The sequence below is a fragment of the Prevotella sp. oral taxon 317 str. F0108 genome (genome assembly GCF_000162415.1).
Lineage (GTDB): Bacteria > Bacteroidota > Bacteroidia > Bacteroidales > Bacteroidaceae > Prevotella > Prevotella conceptionensis.
This window is the reverse complement of record NZ_GG740073.1, coordinates 718,656-737,103: the sequence shown is the minus strand read 5'-3', so window position 1 is coordinate 737,103 and position 18,448 is coordinate 718,656. Positions and strand designations below refer to the sequence as shown.

The 18,448-nt window shown below is 48.4% G+C and carries 12 protein-coding genes; 3 read left to right on the top strand and 9 right to left on the bottom strand.

Features of this window, described 5'->3' with window-relative positions:
• The first annotated feature begins 1,387 nt into the window (after positions 1-1,387).
• Together HMPREF0670_RS15315 and HMPREF0670_RS09390 are read left to right on the top strand one after the other, a co-directional pair.
• Positions 1,388-2,701 (top strand): DUF6630 family protein, encoded by a 1,314-nt coding sequence (locus HMPREF0670_RS15315; RefSeq protein ID WP_009230924.1) that lies wholly within the window; start codon positions 1,388-1,390, stop codon positions 2,699-2,701.
• Between the two features lie 126 nt (positions 2,702-2,827).
• Complete coding sequence (locus tag HMPREF0670_RS09390) at positions 2,828-4,144, top strand: DUF6630 family protein (protein WP_009230923.1); 1,317 nt, start codon at positions 2,828-2,830, stop codon at positions 4,142-4,144.
• Between the two features lie 313 nt (positions 4,145-4,457).
• Here HMPREF0670_RS09390 and HMPREF0670_RS09385 read toward each other — a convergent pair whose 3' ends face one another.
• Both HMPREF0670_RS09385 and HMPREF0670_RS09380 read right to left on the bottom strand, forming a co-directional pair.
• Positions 4,458-5,810: an MATE family efflux transporter gene (locus HMPREF0670_RS09385; protein ID WP_009230922.1), complete on the bottom strand. Its 1,353-nt coding sequence runs from the start codon at positions 5,808-5,810 to the stop codon at positions 4,458-4,460.
• Positions 5,811-6,427: 617 nt separating this feature from the next.
• Positions 6,428-7,261, bottom strand: a complete 834-nt coding sequence (locus HMPREF0670_RS09380) for a hypothetical protein (RefSeq protein WP_044078039.1) — start codon at positions 7,259-7,261, stop codon at positions 6,428-6,430.
• 158 nt (positions 7,262-7,419) lie between these two features.
• Between HMPREF0670_RS09380 and HMPREF0670_RS17440 the strand changes: the two genes are divergently transcribed.
• Complete coding sequence (locus HMPREF0670_RS17440; RefSeq protein ID WP_255346287.1) at positions 7,420-7,542, top strand: hypothetical protein; 123 nt, start codon at positions 7,420-7,422, stop codon at positions 7,540-7,542.
• 206 nt (positions 7,543-7,748) lie between these two features.
• Here HMPREF0670_RS17440 and HMPREF0670_RS09375 read toward each other — a convergent pair whose 3' ends face one another.
• The 7 genes from HMPREF0670_RS09375 to HMPREF0670_RS09345 all read right to left on the bottom strand — a co-directional run bounded on the left by HMPREF0670_RS09375 (position 7,749) and on the right by HMPREF0670_RS09345 (position 17,332).
• Positions 7,749-9,494: a phosphoethanolamine transferase gene (locus HMPREF0670_RS09375; protein WP_044078038.1), complete on the bottom strand. Its 1,746-nt coding sequence runs from the start codon at positions 9,492-9,494 to the stop codon at positions 7,749-7,751.
• 556 nt (positions 9,495-10,050) lie between these two features.
• Positions 10,051-10,638 (bottom strand): DUF4240 domain-containing protein, encoded by a 588-nt coding sequence (locus HMPREF0670_RS09370; RefSeq protein ID WP_009230919.1) that lies wholly within the window; start codon positions 10,636-10,638, stop codon positions 10,051-10,053.
• 302 nt (positions 10,639-10,940) lie between these two features.
• On the bottom strand, positions 10,941-11,582 hold the full coding sequence (locus HMPREF0670_RS09365) for a septal ring lytic transglycosylase RlpA family protein (RefSeq protein WP_044078037.1): 642 nt from the start codon (positions 11,580-11,582) through the stop codon (positions 10,941-10,943).
• Positions 11,583-11,750: 168 nt separating this feature from the next.
• The gene (gdhA, locus tag HMPREF0670_RS09360) at positions 11,751-13,088 is read right to left on the bottom strand and encodes an NADP-specific glutamate dehydrogenase (protein WP_009230917.1); all 1,338 of its coding nucleotides are present in this window, start codon (positions 13,086-13,088) and stop codon (positions 11,751-11,753) included.
• Positions 13,089-13,341: 253 nt separating this feature from the next.
• The gene (hemG, locus tag HMPREF0670_RS09355; RefSeq protein WP_009230916.1) at positions 13,342-14,718 is read right to left on the bottom strand and encodes a protoporphyrinogen oxidase; all 1,377 of its coding nucleotides are present in this window, start codon (positions 14,716-14,718) and stop codon (positions 13,342-13,344) included.
• Between the two features lie 42 nt (positions 14,719-14,760).
• Positions 14,761-16,128: an oxygen-independent coproporphyrinogen III oxidase gene (gene hemN, locus HMPREF0670_RS09350; protein ID WP_009230915.1), complete on the bottom strand. Its 1,368-nt coding sequence runs from the start codon at positions 16,126-16,128 to the stop codon at positions 14,761-14,763.
• Positions 16,121-17,332 (bottom strand): MFS transporter, encoded by a 1,212-nt coding sequence (locus HMPREF0670_RS09345; RefSeq protein ID WP_009230914.1) that lies wholly within the window; start codon positions 17,330-17,332, stop codon positions 16,121-16,123. The genes hemN and HMPREF0670_RS09345 overlap by 8 nt, the downstream gene beginning before the upstream one ends.
• Positions 17,333-18,448: the final 1,116 nt, after the last annotated feature.

Below are 18,448 nucleotides of genomic sequence, written 5' to 3'. Positions count from 1 at the left end.
CTTACTAACTCATAAACTCACTAACCCACCAACTCATAAACTCATAATTTCAAACAACTCACTAACTCGCCAACACATAAACTCAAACAACTCGCCAACTCATAAACCCAAACAACTCACTAACTCAAAAACTCATAAACCCGAACAACTCATAAACCCATAAACTCAAAATCTTAAAATCTTACATTATATTTTACAAAACACACTTCTGCCGCCACCCCATTCTAGCGAAAAAATGGCTCCAAAACAGGTAATTTGCCCCAAATTTCAGCCTTTCTCGTTCATCTTTCTGTCCACTTTTAAGCCAATTGGCTGCATTTTGCACCATTTTACCCTTCTAGTTTGGTTGCCAACCCCAAATTTTTCAGGCCCAATTACCCACTTTTCACCCCTAAAATCCCACTTTTTGATGGGCATTTTGCCCCTTTTAGCCATGTTTTTCAAGCATCTAAAAGGTTTTGTTTATACCATTTCAGTGCATTTTTATTCATACAGCCTCGCATTTAGCACCATTTTGTACTGCGTTTTGCACCAAAATGCACTGCATTTAGCGGCATTTCGCCTTGCGTTTAGCACCAAAACGCACTGCGTTTAGCACCAAAATGCACTGCATTTAGCACCAAAACGCAGTACATTTAGCTGCAAATGGCCCAAAATCTGGTGTAGATGACGACCTTTTCAAATAAAAATTCATTTTGCCGCATGCACAGGCTAACCCCATTTTGCACCAAAACAAACCTCCGCGAGAATCGATTTTTTGCGACAGGGCGGACTGCTCGTGGGTAAAAATGGCACTCATAATGTTAAAATTCATACTGAAAAGTGGACAAAAACAAGGGTTGACAAGTTGACGGGTTAACGAGTTGACAAGGTAACAGGATAACGAGTGAACAAGATAGCGACTGAACAAGATAACAACATGACGAGTGAACAAGGTAACAAGTAAACAAGATAACAAGTAAACGAGCAGACAAATTCATAGCTTTACTTGTCAACAGAAATCTCACTTGTTAATCAGTCAACCCGTCTACTTGCCAACTAATCATTCTCTTGTCAACTCGTTAACTCGTCTACTGATAACCAACTCGTCAACTGATTTGTTTGACGGAAAGATTGGTCAAATTATCTAACGCGTATTAAAATCCCAACAAAAGCCATTGTGGTTACAAATTATTTCTTTAATTTTGCCTCCGTAACACTTTATGCCGACTGTTGGCCTGCATTGCCTAAGCCTCGTTTCGCGTTAACAAATGCGATACTCCCTCCGATGGAAAGGACATTTTAAAGCAACTTGCACGGGTTTGGCGCATAACAACAATCGCCATGAAGCAACTTACTTATACCGATATAACCTGAAAACCGAAAATAAACTAAGGAGAAGAACGCGATGACAAGGGAAGAACGCGCTGAAAAATGGTTTCGCAACGTACCTCACGCCGAAACCTTAAACCTGGAAGCAAGAAAGGAGATATGCCGCAGAGTGGCAAAGAAGGTGATGTTAGTTTCCTTTGCCGTGCTTGCTTTGGAAATAGTTTTGCTCTTTTTATTCGATAAAGAAACAATCTTTAATGACGCAGGAAACTTCGTGATTAACGGTACACTGCAAGAGCATTATAGAAGTGGAGTTGCTCGTACGGCACTGGGTGTTCTTATCTTGTATCTACCACTTATGGCATTACCCCTTCTTGCTGCCGTTTTATTCAGGAAAAAGAGAATGGCGTCTGCCGTAAACAGCTTTTTAGCAGAAAGAGACAGAGACGAGACATGCGAACAATGGGCAACAGACGATGAAAGCGAACAGTTTGCCAACCATTCAGGAAAGCGTTATGCAGACTGGGGCATGGATAGCGATGACGAAGAAAGTAGCGACGGTTTTACGATGATTGATGTAAGGCGGCAACTTGCAGCCCTAAAATATGGCAAGCGTGATTCTATTTATATTTGGGCGCCAGACATGATAAAGGTAGACGACAAATTCAGGTACAACTATGTTTTCATCTATCAGGGAGACCGCTTTGGTTGTTTCGATGTCGACGTTTTTACCATCGACATAGCGCAAAACAACCATGTGATAACCTACAAAAAGGAGAATTTGAGTGAGAAGAAGACAATGGAGACGTTGCAAAACCTCCTTGACAACCATGCTATTCCTAAGCTGCACAGCTGGAAAGTTTATGCGGATTACCTGACAGAGAAAAGCACTGATGCCGAGAACTACAAAGCCATCGTTGAGCTATTGCCCGGAGGAGAAACGTATCTCGTTCAGGTTGAAAGGTGCATCGCCGCACCCAAACAATATTATATGGACCATGAGGAGAGATATGAGGACAGGGGAATGGATGAAACCGACCGAAATGGTGATATAATTTGGATTGCCATTGCCGATGAAATGCTCGACAGCGGCAATGCTGTTGAGCTGGATTGGAAGGAAACTAAGGAAGAGTTTTATTTGCAAATGCAGGATTTGGCAGGCAAACATAATCTTGAACTACGCGAGGAGTGGCTGCAAGAGGATGGGGACATTCCGACATGGTGTGGGGTTCTTGACGGAAAATGGGAAGAGCAAGGCTTCTGCATCGCCGAATTTGATATTGATAGCGACAGCTATGTTCTCTTTATTTGCACATGCGAAACGCTAGAAAAGCTAAGAAAACTGGGCGATGAGGTTCTTCGTACAATTGATTTAGCACAGGAAATATAGTCTTAACGAGCAAGCCTTGTTGCCACTTAGCGAATTACAAACCCGTTAACTGGTCAACAGGAAACAAGCCTGCCGACTCGTCAGCCCCGTTAATAGAAAACGATACTTAAACAAACAATAAAAGATATGACAAAGGAAGAACGCGCTGAAAAATGGTTTCGTAACATACCCAATGCTGAAACCATAGACTTGGAAACAAGAATGGAGATATGCAGCAAGGTGGCAAAGAAGATGGTCTTAGTGTTCTTTGCGGTGTTTGCTTTGGAATTAGTTTTGCTGTCTCTGATTGTCGGCGACGACCTTTTTAATGGTTTAGCAGACTTTGTGAACAGCCTTATCGGAGGCAGCCACAGCAGAGGAAGCCGTAATGTGGCGGTAATCGTCGCAGCTATTGTCTGCGCACCACTTTTCGCATTACCCCTTATTGTTACCCTTGTTTTCAAGAAAAAGGCAATTGCATCTGCCGTAAATAGAACCTTGGGCATAACGAACAAGGGAGAAACACGTGGACATGGGGCTACAGATAAAGGTTGGGAGCGGCTGAATGGCTGGATGGAGACGTTCTATCCGGATTGGGATATGGTTGTTGACGACACACCTATTAAAGGGTTTACGCCGAAAGACGTAAGGCAACAACTTGCTGCATTAAAGCCTGGCAGTTATGAAAGCATTCGTATGTGGGCGCATATTCCGATAAGAGCAAATGATGAATACCAGTTCAATCATCTCACAATTAGCCCGAAAAAGCGGGTTGGTTATTTCAGAATAGAAGTCTTTACCAGTGATATAGCGCATGATAATCATGTTATAAATTATGAGAAAGCCAAATTGAGTGAGCGAGAAGTAATGGAGGTTTTACAAAATGTGCTTAACAACAATCTTGCCGCCGAGTTACAAAGTTGGAAAGTCGCAATGTCTTACCTGATAGAAAAAAGCACCGATGCCGAGAACTACAAAGCCATTGCGAAGTTACTGCCCGATGGCGATACGCTTTTCGCTAAGGTTGAACGGTGTATTGACGCGCCTAAACAATATTATACCGACAACGCGGAGAGGTATTGTGAAAGGGAAATGGATGAAAATAAACGGAATTGCGACATTATTTGGGCTGCCATTGCCAATGAGATGCTCGACAACGGCAATGCCGTTGAGGTGGATTGGGACGTGACGAAGCAGGAATTTTGTTTGAAGATGAAAGGCCTGGCGGACAAATATCACCTTACATTAAATGAAGACTGGCTCGATGAGGAAGATGAAATAGAGACCTGGTGTGAAATTCTTAATAAACAATGGGCAGACTGGGGTTTATGTGTTGCTAAGTTTACGATAGTGTGCGGCAACTTTGGCTATCTTTACTTTATCTACGAACGCCAGGATGTTGAAAAGCTGTCGGACTTGTGTATGGAGGTTAACCAGTGCATTGATGTTGCAAAGGAGATATAGTCTTAACAGCAGGTTTAAACAAGCGGGCTTGTGCCATTTAGTGCATCACAAACTTGCCAGCTTGTTGCTCTTGTCTGCTTGTTTACTCATTAACTGGTTAACTCGTCAGCCTATGAACTTGTCAACTCGTCAACTTGTTAACTGGTAAACTCGTCAACTGCCCAACTCGTTAACTATCCAACTCGTTAACTTGTCAACTTGTTAACTTGTCAACTGAGAAAATCGTCAACTGGTCAACTAGAAAACTTGTTAACTCGTCAACTAAACAACTTGTCAACTCGTCAACTTACCAACTCGTCAACTTGCCAACTGGTCAACTGAAAACCCGCTTTTGTTTGCTCCACACCACTAGCACAACGAAAGTCAACGCCTCGGCGAGGGGAACGGCGAGCCATAATCCAACGACACCGATGAGATAGGGAAGGGCAATGAAGATGGGAATGACAAATATAAGGCAGCGCAGACACATGAAGAAGATGGCCTCGGTGGCACGCTCCACGCTTTGGTAAAAGCCAATAATAACCACATTGAGCGAAAAGAATACGAAACTGGTGGCAAAGAGTGGGAAACCTTCGGTGCACACAATGAAGGCATGAGTGCCTTCGGCCAAAAACAATGAAATAAGTGGGCGAAAGGCCAGCATACCCAAAAGGCTGATGACGAGTCCGTTAACAGCCGTGAGCGCAAGCGATAGTCGGAGTGTGTGGCGCACGCGGTCGTGGTTGGATTGGCCGTGGTTATAGCTTACGATGGGCAGCTGCGCTTGCGCAATGGAGTTGCCAAACATGTAGACTAGTGGGAAAAGATAGCACGCCACGCTGAATGCGGCCACGCCATCTTCGTGAAGAAAGGTCATAAACATGAAGTTGCCAACAATCATTAACCCCGAAATGGCGGTCTCGGCAATGAATGTTGGAACGCCCAACTTCATCATATAACCTAAATTGCGCACGGTAAGACGTACGCTGGTGCGCGTGAACTTGGGTCGATAAAGGCGTATGGTCTTGGGGAAATACACCAAATAGGCCACAGCCATCAAGGCTCCTACGGTTTCAGAAATGCTTGTGGCAGAGGCTGCACCCATCAAACCAAGGTTAAGCGGGAAGACGAACAGCCAATCGAGAAAGATGTTGAGCACGGCTGGGACCACGCTGGTGTACATGGCGTACTTAGGCGAGCCGTCTAGCCGAATGAGAAATCCGCCCACATGTACAAGTACGGTGAGGGCAGGTATGGGACTGATGTAAGTGAGATACTCGACAACGAGAGGCTCGAGCATTTGCGAACCGCCAAAGAGATAGCATATCGGCTTGGCGAAAACGGCAATAAGCACGCTTACGCCCGACATGACGACGAATGGAACGGTAAGGGCTTGTGTGGCGTTGATGTTGGCCGCCTTGTTGTTTCCTCGCGAAAGGTGAACGGCCGCCACTACGCTAACGCCAGTGGCAAACATGAGCGACACACCCAGCCCGATGAGGAATATGGGGGCGGCAATGTTCACTGCTGCCAAAGCATTACTGCCTATACCCCGCCCAACGAAGATGCCGTCGGCAAGCGTAAGCATGGCGTTGAACACCAAACCGAGAAGGGTTGGCACGAAAAGCTTTACGAACAGCCGTGGGATGTTCATCTTACCAAAGTCGATGTTGTCTCTGTCATCCATGTTGGTGCGGTGTGTAGGGGAGGTTTCTATGGGCTAAGCTGAACGTATAGCCAAGGTAAGGTGGCTGTCCCAAATAGTTATGCCGTCTAGACAGGCCTTGGTTTTCTTTCCTGTTAAGTTAGCCCAAGCAAACTTTTAAGGTTTATCTAGGGCGGATGCCTTTGCCTAATGCGCCCTGGTTTACCAATAACGCGACTGCGGTTTAACCTCAATAATGCTTGCAAATGTAGCGTTTTTCAGCGAGTTTGGCAAATAGGAAAACCGAACATCCTTAGTATTCGCAACTCAGAATGCCCAGCTGTTGCTTTCTTTTAACGAGTTGAGAAGTTCGTTTGCCTTGGTATGGGCTGGCTCTACCGTGGACTGTTAAAGAGGCTGGAATAGGGTTGCCTCCGCACAGAACCACGATAGAACGCCACTCTCTTGCCAGCAACACACGATGTAACACACATGCCGTGGCCTTCTCTCTGTTGTATAAATCTCTCTCTTTGTTTGTGAGGCAACTTCACAATTGCCTTTAATCATCAACCTGATTTCTAAATAACGTCTCTAAACCTGAATGATTTTTTCCTTAAATTTAATGCTGTACCTATTATATTGAATGTTGTATGAACTACTTATTTCTCTGTTGGGATGTTGAAGAACAAGGGCTCTGAAATGGGGATGTTGTTTCCTCTTACGGCAGCCACACGTATAACGGCGTTGCCTGGTTTCAGTCGTCTGTCTGCCCTTACCAGTGCCGTATAGCGTATGGCCTTGCCTGGTTCAAGCTGTTCAACGTGTATGGTGGGCGAAATTGCCAAGTGTTTGTTGCCCGTTTCTTCGGTAACGATGGGCTGAACGTCGTGTAGCGTTTGGCTACTGTTGTTCCATAGTTCGAAGATAACCTTACAAAGCTCGTCGCGATTAATCTGTCGATTCTGATTGTCGTCTACAAACCGAGCGTTGCGTATCTCTATCGGCAGCGTGCCGGTTGCGCGCGTTGGCTCTTGCTGTGCGCTCTCACCTGCACTCGGTTGTTGTGCGCTGTAATTGCCTGTATAGTCAGGACCCTTGAAGTCGAATATGCGGTCGTCGCCTCCGTTGTTCTCATCAAAGCCGCTATCGTAGGGCGGATATTGGCCGTAAGCAGGCTCATTGTCATTATATCCGTAGTCTTCGCGTTCCATTTCTCGGCGGCGTTGCTCAATGCGTTCGCGTCTTTTCTCACTCCGTTCTTCGGCTTTCTTATCGGCTTGTTCGCCAATGGCAGCTCCGATAGCAGCCCCTACGCCCGTGCCAACTATCTGTCCGAGGTCCGAACCGCCCGCTCCGCCTGTTATTCCACCGATGGCACTGCCTAAGATTGAGCCAAGTGTGGCACCCGCATAGGCCCCAGAGCCTGCGTAAGTTCCGCATCCAACGAGCATCGCCAGTGCGATTAGTGCCATGATGAGTTTTCTTGCTACCATCGCGTTTGTTTTTTAATTGGGACGAAAGTCTGCGGCATAGCCTTGGGGTAAGCCTTTCGCTGTTGGCCGTTTTCGTCCTCGTTTCTGGATGCAAAGTTAGTAAGAATGGCTAAGTCTGTGAGAGGAATTCCCCCAAACGAAGGTAGGGAATACCCTAAATGGAAAAGGAGAACAGGAAGGCAGGTGGAAGAAACAAGCAAGATGGGACAAATAAGGGCGTGGGAAAGCTGTGGATTTTACCGGGACAGACGAGGAAGAAAAGGATGAATAAGACAGATTAATTCTTACGAATGAAACAGATAAAGCTAACGAATAAGACAGATAAAGCTAACGAATGAAACACATAAGACTGCCGAATAAGACAAATCTGGCTGACGAATAAAACAGATTTGGCCAGCGGATAGGCGACATCGGCCAAACAATCGTTGTTATTTTCGTCCCTATTGGTTCATCAACTCCCCCTCTAAAAAGTACAAACCATTTTCCGTTACGGCTTATACTCCACCTTTCCATAAACAATTCTGCGCGCGGGTTTCCACATGTCGCTAGCCATATCCTTGCGCGCTATATAATAAGGAGTGCGAAGGTTGGCGATGCCAAAGAGCAGATGACAGAGCCCATCGGACATGCCCGGACGAGCTACCGCACCTTGCAGACGATGCCATGCCTGGGGATTGCGCGCAATAAACGAGGGCGATGCCCATACAATAAGTGGAATATCGTTCATGCTGTGCATGTAGGCCGAAGTGTATTCGGGCGTTGTCGAGCGGCCATATTGGTCGCGCCAGTCGTAAATTTCTTCGCCGTGGTCGGGCAAGTAAACCACAACGGCCTGCGTATTGCGCATGGCATCGAACACCATACCCAGCACATGGTCGTTATAACGGGTGGCATTGTCGTACTCGGCCACTTGTTGTCGCTTACTCGGCGTTAGCCAAGGGGCAGAACTTTTAATGTCGGCGGCACTAAAAACGTTGAAGGCCGGCGTATCGGGATACTTGTCTTTGGCATTGAAATGTTGGCCGTTGAGGTGTAACAACAACAGCCTATGGCGGCGACTGTTGGCCTTTGCATGGGCAAGGGCTCGCGAAACAAGCGCCCCGTCGAGCGTTCCTTCACTGCCGCGAACGCTGTTGTAGGCCACGGGACGTATCTGCGGATGGTAGATAAAGCCGTTAAGACTGTAATTGGTAAACACGTTGTCGGCCGTTACCAGTTGGTTACTCCACATCTCAACCGTGTAGCCAGCCCGTTTAAACACCACGGGCCACAATGCGCCTTGGCTCCAATTCTGCCCTGCGGACACATCGTTGGTGCTGAGTATGGCCTTTACTGCCTCGGTGGTGAAGTTATATGGACTGATATAATCGGTAAAAGCCAGCAGGTTACCGCGCTTTTGTTCGGCCACCATTCGCGGCGTAGTGGGCAACGGATAGCCATAGATTTGGGCGTGACTTTTAATGTACGACTCGCCAATAACCACCACCAACGTAAGCGAATCGGCATCATTGGCCAGGCTACTTGCACGTTTGGCCGCCGCTAAGTTATTGGCCACGGCCTCTTGCAGTTCGCGTTTCATCAGGTGCGGAACGTATAACGAGTAGGCGGCAATGGACAAATCGTCCATCGAATAGGCATAATAACGAATGTTCCACCACTCGGCATCGGCCGTGGTTTGGCAGCGTAGCAGGGCTGGAATGGCCGAGTAAGTGTAGCCTAGGGCAACAAACGAGCTGAGGATTGTGACTACAAGCAACTTTTGGGGCAGCTTGCGCTGCAACCAATGCCCCCAAGTAAGCCGATGGCGTTCGGCAAAAACAACCACGGCGATATATAATATGGTGAGGGCATAGCTTTTAAATGCGCCTGCCGATACGGCGAATGTGGAGAAAAAGCCCGACACTTCGGCGGCGTTGGTCTCTGCAACGAGCATCACGGTCTTGGGTGTTAGCTCTGAATGGAGGGCGAAATGCAGAAAACTTCGCAACAATACGCACCACGTGGGCAGGGCGTAGGCCAAACATTTAAACCATGTACGCCCCACGGCATGCACCACACAGGTGAACAAATAGGCCAAAGCAAGGGCGGCGACGAGGTGCAGCAGGGCTGCCGCCACTTCGTCGGGATAGGCGTACATGTGCTTAATGGCCTCGAAAGGCATCAGCGTAATGGCCGCAAACATGGCCACGAAGAACACCCATTGGCGCAAAGGGCGCATAAGTGTGCGTATCATTGTTGTGCAGATTTGTTTGTTTTGTGCAAAGGTCGGAAGAAAAAACGAGTTGACAAAATAGTCGCTCTCAACTATCGCACGGCCTTTCGTACAAAGTAGACGCACGCCAAACGGACTTACTTCTCACTCCTGCCCAACAAGCAACCGCTCTCCCCAATCCTATTTCTCTCCCAAATAGACTCGCCCAACACCTTTTATATGGCGAGAGAGAGGAGTAGTGTGCCAATCCTTTCAATACTCAAGATGCTCTGAATAAAAGAAAATATTGCCGTCCATTAGGGTTTTAACAGACAGCAATATCATAAAAACAAGTGCGATTAGGCTGCTTTCCCAATTGGTTTATCAGCTTTGATTACCCCAAAATACCGCGATGTCGGACAGGAAGAACAAGCAAAATCTGTTCAATGGGGTTAATCGGTGAAGACAAACCACCCCTTCTTATTGCCCAATCGATGCCACTAATTGTCCCTATCCACACCACTAAGCAGTCCTATTTCTAACTGTAAACGTTTGGACAGGTGCCAAATGCCATGTGTCTAATGCAAGATAAGCTTTATCACCCGAACTTTTCAAATAGGCGTGGGCATAGCTTTTGCATGGATTCAGGGTCGTCTTCTTCCCAATTAAATTCAAAATTGGGATAGTTGCCCTCGCAAGTCTTGAAGTTGTCGTCGTCAACATAGTCGTACAACTCAGCATCAACGGCCTCTTCGAACGCCTCTAACGCCACATACCAAAACAGTTCGAACTCGAAAAAGTCCATCTCGTCATCATCGTCTATGTAGTCGATAAGGTTGTCGGGGTTGGCCATAGCCGCCTCATAAACCTTTCGTCCGCGCGATATAACCCACAAGCGGAAATACTCAAAGCCATCGTCCGAACAGCCTCCATTCATCAAATAGCCGGCACACCACATCTCGGAGGTGTAGCTATCGTAAAGAAGTTTGTCGGTTCGGAGCCTAAATCCAATCATTTCTTTTAACGACAGCTTGCTCAGCTCGCGCTTAACTACTTCCAAATATGCCTCTTCGTCATCGCCAGCCTCGTCTACTGCGGTTTGTACAATGGCCCAAAATTGCTCTTCGTCCATCATTTCGGCCGTTGGTTTAAGTTCGGCCAACTCTTGTTGTCTTTGCTTTTCCATAACATAAAAAGTTTAATTCGGAGGGATTGAAGAGATTAAGATGGGCTTATTGGGCATTTCAACCGCTTGCAGGCTGACTTTACAAAAGAACCCCGTTGCTCTCTACTCATTTCCACAAAGCCAAAACAGCGTTCCATCACCAGCTGCTAAGCGTTATGGATTTAGGGCGATTTCCACGGGGCAGGAGCAAGTCTTTCATCACCCATGTGCTAGGCGTTACGCCATTGCAGACAACGAAATTGGCTTTAACAAAAGGCTAATTATCACCTCTCTGCGCATCATCCTTGTGCCATTCTGCACCGTTATCTGCGCCCTTTCTTCCCTTTCTTCTTCCCGTTCTTCCCCTTCTTGGTTTTCTTATTGCCCTTTTGGGGCTTAGTTTTCACATGTTTCTTCTTCGACTTAACGCTTTTCTTTTTCGGTTTAACGTGTTTCGCTTTGTCAGAATGACGTAATTTGGCATTACCTTTCAGTTTCGAGTCCCTCTTCTTGTGTTTCTTTCCTATGGCAGAAGAACCCTTTTTGTCCTTATGTTTCCCCTTCTTCGCATGGGCCTTTCCCTTTCGTTTTCCCGACTTGTGTTTTAAACTTGCATCGGAGGTTGAGCCCTTGCCCTTAGAAGATACTTTCTTCTTACCCACAGGCGTAATCTCTACGTCAACCACCCCTTGCGAGAGCATGCCCAACGCCTTAGCTGCACCCCACGACAAGTCAACGATTCGTCCACGCCCAAAGGGGCCGCGGTCGTTCACCCTAACCACAACCTCCTTGCCGTTGCTTAGGTTTTTCACCTTCAGCAACGTGCCGAAAGGATGTGTCCTATGGGCGCAAGTAAAGTCACGATGGTGCAGTCGTTCGCCGCTACTGGTACGCGCCCCCGTTGCTTGGCGCGAATAAAAAGAGGCTTTACCTCTCTGCTGTGCGTGCAAAGAGATAAAGCCCATAATGGTAAATGCTACAAACAATACGTATCTTAAATGCGTCACGTTGTTTGAATTTATGATTATTGAGGTTTGTCACACCCCGTTGCACAGCCCTTGGCACGGATTGCAGCTCCTTCTGCCTTAGGAATGCGGGTGCACAACACTCTAATTCTATCGCGTTTACGTTGTTTATGCGATGCCCTGAGCCATCATGGCATGGGCCACCTTCATAAATCCGGCGATGTTAGCGCCCTTCACGTAGTCGATGTATCCGTTGGCTTCGGTGCCATACTTCACACATTGTTCGTGTATCGACGACATGATGTGGTGCAGACGTTCGTCTACTTCCTTGCCAGTCCATCCCAAACGTAGGGAGTTCTGTGTCATTTCAAGACCCGAAGTAGCTACGCCACCAGCGTTAACAGCCTTTCCAGGAGCGAACAGTGTCTTCGTAGCAACAAACTTTTCGGCAGCCTCGGCGGTGCAACCCATGTTCGAAACCTCGGCCACGCAAACGGGTTTGGCAGCCAAAATCTTGTCGGCGTCTTCGCCGTTCAATTCGTTCTGGGTAGCGCAGGGCAAGTAAATGTCGGCCTTTGCCTCCCAAGGTTTCTTGCCAGCGAAGAACGTTGAGCCGGGGAACTTCTCTGCATAAGGTGCGCAAACGTCGTTGCCACTGTTGCGAAGTTCGAGCATATATTCGATTTTTTCGCCGCTAACGCCATTCGGGTCGAGGATGTAACCGTCGGGTCCACTGATGGTAATAACCTTTGCACCCAGCTCGGTAGCCTTCTTAGCAGCACCCCAAGCCACGTTTCCGAAACCACTTAGTGCCACGGTCTTGCCCTTAATGTCGATGCTTTTGGTTTCCAACATCTGGTTAACGAAGTAAAGTGCGCCATAACCGGTAGCCTCAGGACGGAAGATTGAGCCACCCCATTCAAGGCCTTTACCCGTAAGCACGCCCTCAAATTGGTGCGTAAGCTTGCGATACATGCCAAAGAGGTAACCAATTTCGCGGCCACCCACGCCGATGTCGCCTGCGGGAACGTCTTCGTTCGGGCCAATATGGCGATACAATTCGGTCATGAAAGCCTGGCAGAAACGCATGATTTCGGCATCGCTGCGCCCGCGGGGCGAGAAGTCGCTACCACCTTTACCGCCGCCCATAGGCAACGTGGTAAGTGCGTTTTTGAACGTTTGCTCGAAGCCCAAGAACTTCAAGATAGAGAGGTTTACAGAGGGATGGAAACGCAATCCGCCTTTGTATGGGCCAATAGCGCCGTTAAATTGCACGCGATAACCGATGTTAACGTGTACCTCGCCCTTATCGTCGGTCCAAGGAACACGGAAGGTGATGATGCGTTCGGGCTCTACCATCCGCTCGATAATTTTAGCTTTTTCAAACTCAGGGTGTTGATTGTACACATCCTTAATTGAAACAAGCACTTCTTTTACTGCCTGAAGGAATTCAGACTCACCTGGATGCTTGCGCTCCAGTTCTTGCATGATTTTCTCCACTTCCATGGTTGTAATCTTTTTTATGGTTGGGTTAGTAAACTCATTTTTTTGTCAAATGGATGGTGCAAATATAGAACTAATTTGCATACGCACCAAATAAAAGGCAATATTTTTTTAGTGCTTGCCGTTTGCCTTGCGCGTTAAGTGATAAGGTGCGGCAACGGTTTACTTCCCTTTTGTTCGTTTTTGCGGCTTTAATCTTACATCTGCTAGCCGTCAAGAGCAATCTTTGTCCAAAAAGATAATCTTACATTTATCTTCAAATGTCCGCCAATTCTTGCGGAATAATGGTTGCACCCTGCTTTATTCTGTCGGCCATGCCTATGCCATTACGTAGGTTTCCAGCCACGATAAGGCCGCGATATTGGCTTTGCAGGGCGTCGATGGCCTTGAAACGCGCACCGCTGCTTACCTCGTATTGCGGAATGGCATGGCGATGGCGGAATATTTTAAGCAAACTGGGCTGCACATCGGCAGGCAAACGCAACATGTGGCGCAGTTCGGCAAGCACCATTTGCGTTAGTTCGGCATCGTTCATATCCAGCACTTCGGGGTGTTTGATACCGCCAACGAACACCGAAAACAAGTCGCCTTGCTTTGGGGCGCGCCCCTCAAAGCACGATGCAGGGAACAGCACACCTAATATATGTCGGTTTTCGCACGAGGGAACAAGGCCGCCAAAAGCCTCGTTGCGCTGCCCTTGCACATCGGCAAAACCCACGCTAACCTGAACAATAGGGGCATAACGCAAGCAGGTGATAGGCTCCATCAGCGTTTGTGGCACGAAAGGCAGCAACTGGGGCAAGGCATAAGCACCAATGGTTGTTACCACTTGTTGGGCTAATATGCTGCAAACTGTGCCGTCGGCCTGCGTATATTCGGCTTTCCAGCCCTGGTCAGAAGGTTGCAGATGCAAGTTGCTTGCGCCCAAAACGATGTTCGTTTCGCCAACCGAACGGCCAAGGGCATCAACCAAACGTTGTATTCCCCCCTCGGCCGAGAACACTTTTTTGGTGGCAAGCAGGTCGCGTGGCGTTTTGGGTTGGCGCATCTTAGCTATCGCCCCGCGCACAAAACTGCCATAGGTGTGTTCCAAATTATAAAGCTTGGGCAGGGCATAACGCGTAACCAAGCGTTCCGGGTCGCCTGCATACACGCCCGAAATAAAAGGGTCTACGGCGTAGCGTTCAAACGAATCGCCCAGCCGTCGCCTAACAAGTTGCGCCACACTTTCGTCTGCATCTGTGCCTACCTCCCTGAAAGGTTCGGCCAATATCCGCAGTTTGTCGTGCCAAGAAAACAGGGTTGTTTGCACGCTAGCCTTCAATCCAATGGGCAAAGCGTGGAAACGTTCGCCCTTCCAAATCCACCTTTGCTTGGCCTCTTCGCGCGCAGTAAGCAGCTTACAGCCATAAGCGGCGAGGTCGGTAAATAGTTCGGCCACTTCGGGATAGGCCACCATGCCCGTGTTGGGGCCGCTTTCGTACACAAATCCCTGTTCTTCAAAGGTGCGGATTTGTCCGCCAATGCGGTTTTCTTTTTCCACCACCAGCACCTCTTTGCCTTGTTTTCGCAGGGTGTGTGCGGCGGTAAGCCCGGTAAGTCCGGCTCCTATTATTATTGTTGTTTGGCGCATGTATCTTTTTGTTTAGCTTGGTTTTCTGCCATGTTGTGCACGTTACACGGGTTTCGAAAAGCGATTATTGTTGTTAATCATCATCTTATCGAGTGCCGCCGCCACGTTGCGCACAAAGGGCGAACCCGCTTCGGTAAGTGCTATGTGTGTGGGTTCTAAGGTTATCAGCCCGTCGTCGGCCATTTGCAGCAAGGCCGGCACGTCGTAGTTTAGGGCCTCTTTCACCTCTTCTGCCGATATGTTCAGCCTTTGGGCCATGTCTGTCCACGCCACGTAATAGTTGCACATCAGGCTCTCTATCACCTCGCGCGCCACGCGTTGCCACGGTTGCAGCGCATATCCGCGTTCTATGCAGAGCCGCCCTTCGTTGGTGTATTGAATGTAGCGTGCCACATCTTTGGTGTTTTGCGCATAGGCCGCATCTAGCTGACTGATGCCCGATACGCCCAAGGCATACACCTGTGCCGTGATGCGCCGTGGGCAATAGCCTTGAAAATTGCGGTGCAGCTGCTTGCGTTCCAGTGCCTGTTGCAGGTCGTCGTTGGGTTCAACAAAGTGGTCCATGCCGATATGGCAATATCCGGCGCGTGCAAGTTGTTCCGCCGCCTGTTCGAACATGCGCATCTTTTCGGTCTCTGGTGGCAGCCCCACCTTTTCCAGTATGCGCTGCCTACCATATATATAAGGTACGTGCGCATAGCTAAAGGTCACCAACCTGTTGGGCCGCATGTCTATTGCGCGTGCGATGGTGCGCGCAAAGCTCTGCACCGTTTGCCCCGGCAAGCCGTATATGAAGTCGAGATTAACCTTTGCGCCGCTTTGCCTAAGCCGCTCAACGATGTGCTCTACGGGCAACAACGAGGGTCGGCGGTTAACGGTTCGCAACACGTTTTCGTCGAAATCCTGTATTCCCAAGCTGTAACGCGTAAACCCACAGCCGATTAGCTGCTCCCAATGTTCGTCGTTAAGGTAAGCAGGGTGGCACTCAATGGCTATCTCCGGGTTTTCTATTGTGCCGAACGAACCCAGCAAATGCTCGTTTAGGCGCTTGATGTGGTGTAGTGGAATGGATGTAGGACTGCCTCCCCCATAATGTATCTGCGATATTTTCCGCCCCTTGTCTAGGTGTGGCAGCAGCAGGTTTATCTCTCGATGCAGGGCATCGAAGTAGGCCTCCACCACCTCATTGCGCGCCATAGCCACCGAGTTGCACCCGCAATAGTGGCACAGGTGTTGGCAAAAGGGAACGTGTATGTAAAACGAAATGTTGTCTACCGCGGCATTGTTAGACTGGTCTACGGCTGCGAGATACTCCTCTTCGCCCATCTCCACAAAGCTGTTTGCCGGCGGATAGCTCGTGTATCGTGGCACGGGCTTGTTATATTTGGCAATTAATTCTTCGTTAGTCATGCGTCGTTTCTTTTTTTAATGCCAAGCTCACGTATGCCAGCGAGGCCAGTGCTATGGCGGTTTGCACGGCAAACATGGCGGTATATCCGGCCACATCGGCCACGGCACCGCTGCCCATAGCGGCCACGATGCCCGTCAGGTGGGTTAATACGGTTTGCACGGTAAAGTCGGTTCCCTCTTTTCCTGGGCGCACATGGCTCATGGCCGAGGTGTAAACCACCACTGTTGCCATGCCATAACTGGCCCAAAGCAACACGGTGGCCAAGACGATTTGGACCGTTGTGGGCACGCTTACCGACAGGATGGTGAACAAAAGTGTGGCACCGAGCATGGCACATGCAACCGCGGGTCGCACACGGGCATAGCCATAGCGGCGAACGAGCATACCCGTGGGATAGCCAACGGCGAAAGCCGAGGTCACGCCCACCACGCCGTTTATCAGCCCGATGTCTTTCATCGAGTAGCCTAGGTCTACCATGTAGGGTTTCATGTTAGACATGATGCCGATGATGCCCATGTAATAGAGCGCCAAAAAAAGTATCTGCCGCCACACGCCGCGTTGGCCAAAAAACCACACAAAGTCGGTTAATCGTGCGCGCTGGCGTTTATCTTCGTCCTGTTGCAGGCTTATTTTTTTGTTGAAAAGCAAAGGCAAGGCGGCCACCAAGACAAAGAGGCTGAGGCACTGGGTTACGCTGTTCCACCCATAACGGTGCAAAACCACGAGCAACAGTCCGCTACCCACAAGGCTCCCTGCAAAGCTCCCCATAGACTGCATGCTGTTCATCAGTCCCCTTTCGCGCCCCTTTGTGGAGCGTATGGCCAGGGCATCGGTGGCTATATCCTGTGTGGCAGAGGCCACTAACGACAGCAACACCAACAATATAACCGTGGCCACATTGAGCTGCAAGTTAAGCGTGCCGGCCAAAAACACCAGTAGGGCGTAAACCAACTCGCTGCCAACGATGAGCCGCTTGTAGCCGCGCATGGTGGTGCAAGCCCTGTCTACCAGTGGGCTCCATAGCATTTTGAGTATCCACGGCAGCTTAACCAGCTGCAACAAGGCAATGGCCGAGAGCGAGAACCGTTGTTCGCGCATGGTTACTTGCAGGGCAGTGGTAAAGAAACTCATGGGCACAGCTTGTGCCAGATAGAGGCAAAAGAAGGTGGATAGCTTGTTTCGCTGGTTTAAGTCTTGCTTCATCTTGTTTTTGTATGCAATGCTGCGGCGGCGTGTTACGTTTGTTCCACTGGCGATGCACTGCTCTCGTGCGTGCCCGCTCGTGGTGTTGGTGGTGTTTGGGGTTAAGCCTACCGCCGTTAGCAGGCGCAAAGTTAAGAAAATTATGCCGCAACGGCGTTCCTTATTTATGGGGATTTAAGGCAGAGAAAAGGCGTGAGGAATAAGTTTAGCGAGGCGCATCAGGGTAGCTAGGAAAACTAGGAAAACTAGGAAAAACAGGAAAAACAGGAGAGCCAGAAAGGTAAGGGCTATCTAGGAGGACCAAGAGGGCTAGGAAACCTAGGGTATATTGGAAAGCTAGGAGCATCAGGCTATCAAGGAAGGCTAGGATATCTAGGAGACCTAGGAAATATAGGAGCACTAGAATATCTAGGAACACTAGGATATCTAGAAAGACTAGAAAAACTGGAAAACTATAAAATATTTTACAAAACACACTTCACCTGCAAGCCCATTCTAGATAAAATAAGGCCCCCAAAATGGGCAAAAAGCCGCTTTTTGGGCCTTTACGCGTTTCGTTTTTATCCCATTTTTCAGCCTACAACTTGCATTTAGCACCATATTGCCTTTCTATTTCGCTGCCAACTCACATTTTTTTCAAGCCCAATTAGACGCTTTTAGCCCCTAAAACCATGCTTTTTAATGGCCATTTTGCCCTTTTTAGCCATGTTTTTCATGGTTCTAAAAGGTTTTGTTTATACAATTGCTATGGATATTTATGCTTTTCGTCTCGCATTTAGCAGCATTTTGCACTGCGTTTTACACCATTTTGCCTTGCGTTTTGCACCAAAACGCACGCTATTTTGCACCAAAACGCACTTCATTTAGCACCAAAACGCACGCTGTGTTGCACCAAAACGCACGCCATTTAGCAGCAAATAGCCCCAAAACTGGTGCTAATGGCGGTTTCCTTAAATAAAAATTCATTTTGCCAACATTCACATGCACCCCCTTTTTGCATCAAAACAAACCTTCGCGAGAATCGATTTTTTGCGACCGAGTGGGCGGTTGGTGAATAAAACGGCACTCATGATGTTAAAATTTGTACTAAAATTTATACAAATTCAGGGTAAGCCA

Bases quoted from the DNA above. Each gene is read 5' to 3' on its own strand.
- HMPREF0670_RS09365 (WP_044078037.1), bottom strand. From the start codon at position 11,582: ATGGGCTTTATCTCTTTGCACGCACAGCAGAGAGGTAAAGCCTCTTTT.
- gdhA (WP_009230917.1), bottom strand. From the start codon at position 13,088: ATGGAAGTGGAGAAAATCATGCAAGAACTGGAGCGCAAGCATCCAGGT.
- hemN (WP_009230915.1), bottom strand. From the start codon at position 16,128: ATGACTAACGAAGAATTAATTGCCAAATATAACAAGCCCGTGCCACGA.
- HMPREF0670_RS09380 (WP_044078039.1), bottom strand. From the start codon at position 7,261: ATGGTAGCAAGAAAACTCATCATGGCACTAATCGCACTGGCGATGCTC.
- HMPREF0670_RS09375 (WP_044078038.1), bottom strand. From the start codon at position 9,494: ATGATACGCACACTTATGCGCCCTTTGCGCCAATGGGTGTTCTTCGTG.
- HMPREF0670_RS09385 (WP_009230922.1), bottom strand. From the start codon at position 5,810: ATGGATGACAGAGACAACATCGACTTTGGTAAGATGAACATCCCACGG.
- HMPREF0670_RS15315 (WP_009230924.1), top strand. From the start codon at position 1,388: ATGACAAGGGAAGAACGCGCTGAAAAATGGTTTCGCAACGTACCTCAC.
- hemG (WP_009230916.1), bottom strand. From the start codon at position 14,718: ATGCGCCAAACAACAATAATAATAGGAGCCGGACTTACCGGGCTTACC.
- HMPREF0670_RS09370 (WP_009230919.1), bottom strand. From the start codon at position 10,638: ATGGAAAAGCAAAGACAACAAGAGTTGGCCGAACTTAAACCAACGGCC.
- HMPREF0670_RS09345 (WP_009230914.1), bottom strand. From the start codon at position 17,332: ATGAAGCAAGACTTAAACCAGCGAAACAAGCTATCCACCTTCTTTTGC.
- HMPREF0670_RS17440 (WP_255346287.1), top strand. From the start codon at position 7,420: ATGGAAAAGGAGAACAGGAAGGCAGGTGGAAGAAACAAGCAAGATGGG.
- HMPREF0670_RS09390 (WP_009230923.1), top strand. From the start codon at position 2,828: ATGACAAAGGAAGAACGCGCTGAAAAATGGTTTCGTAACATACCCAAT.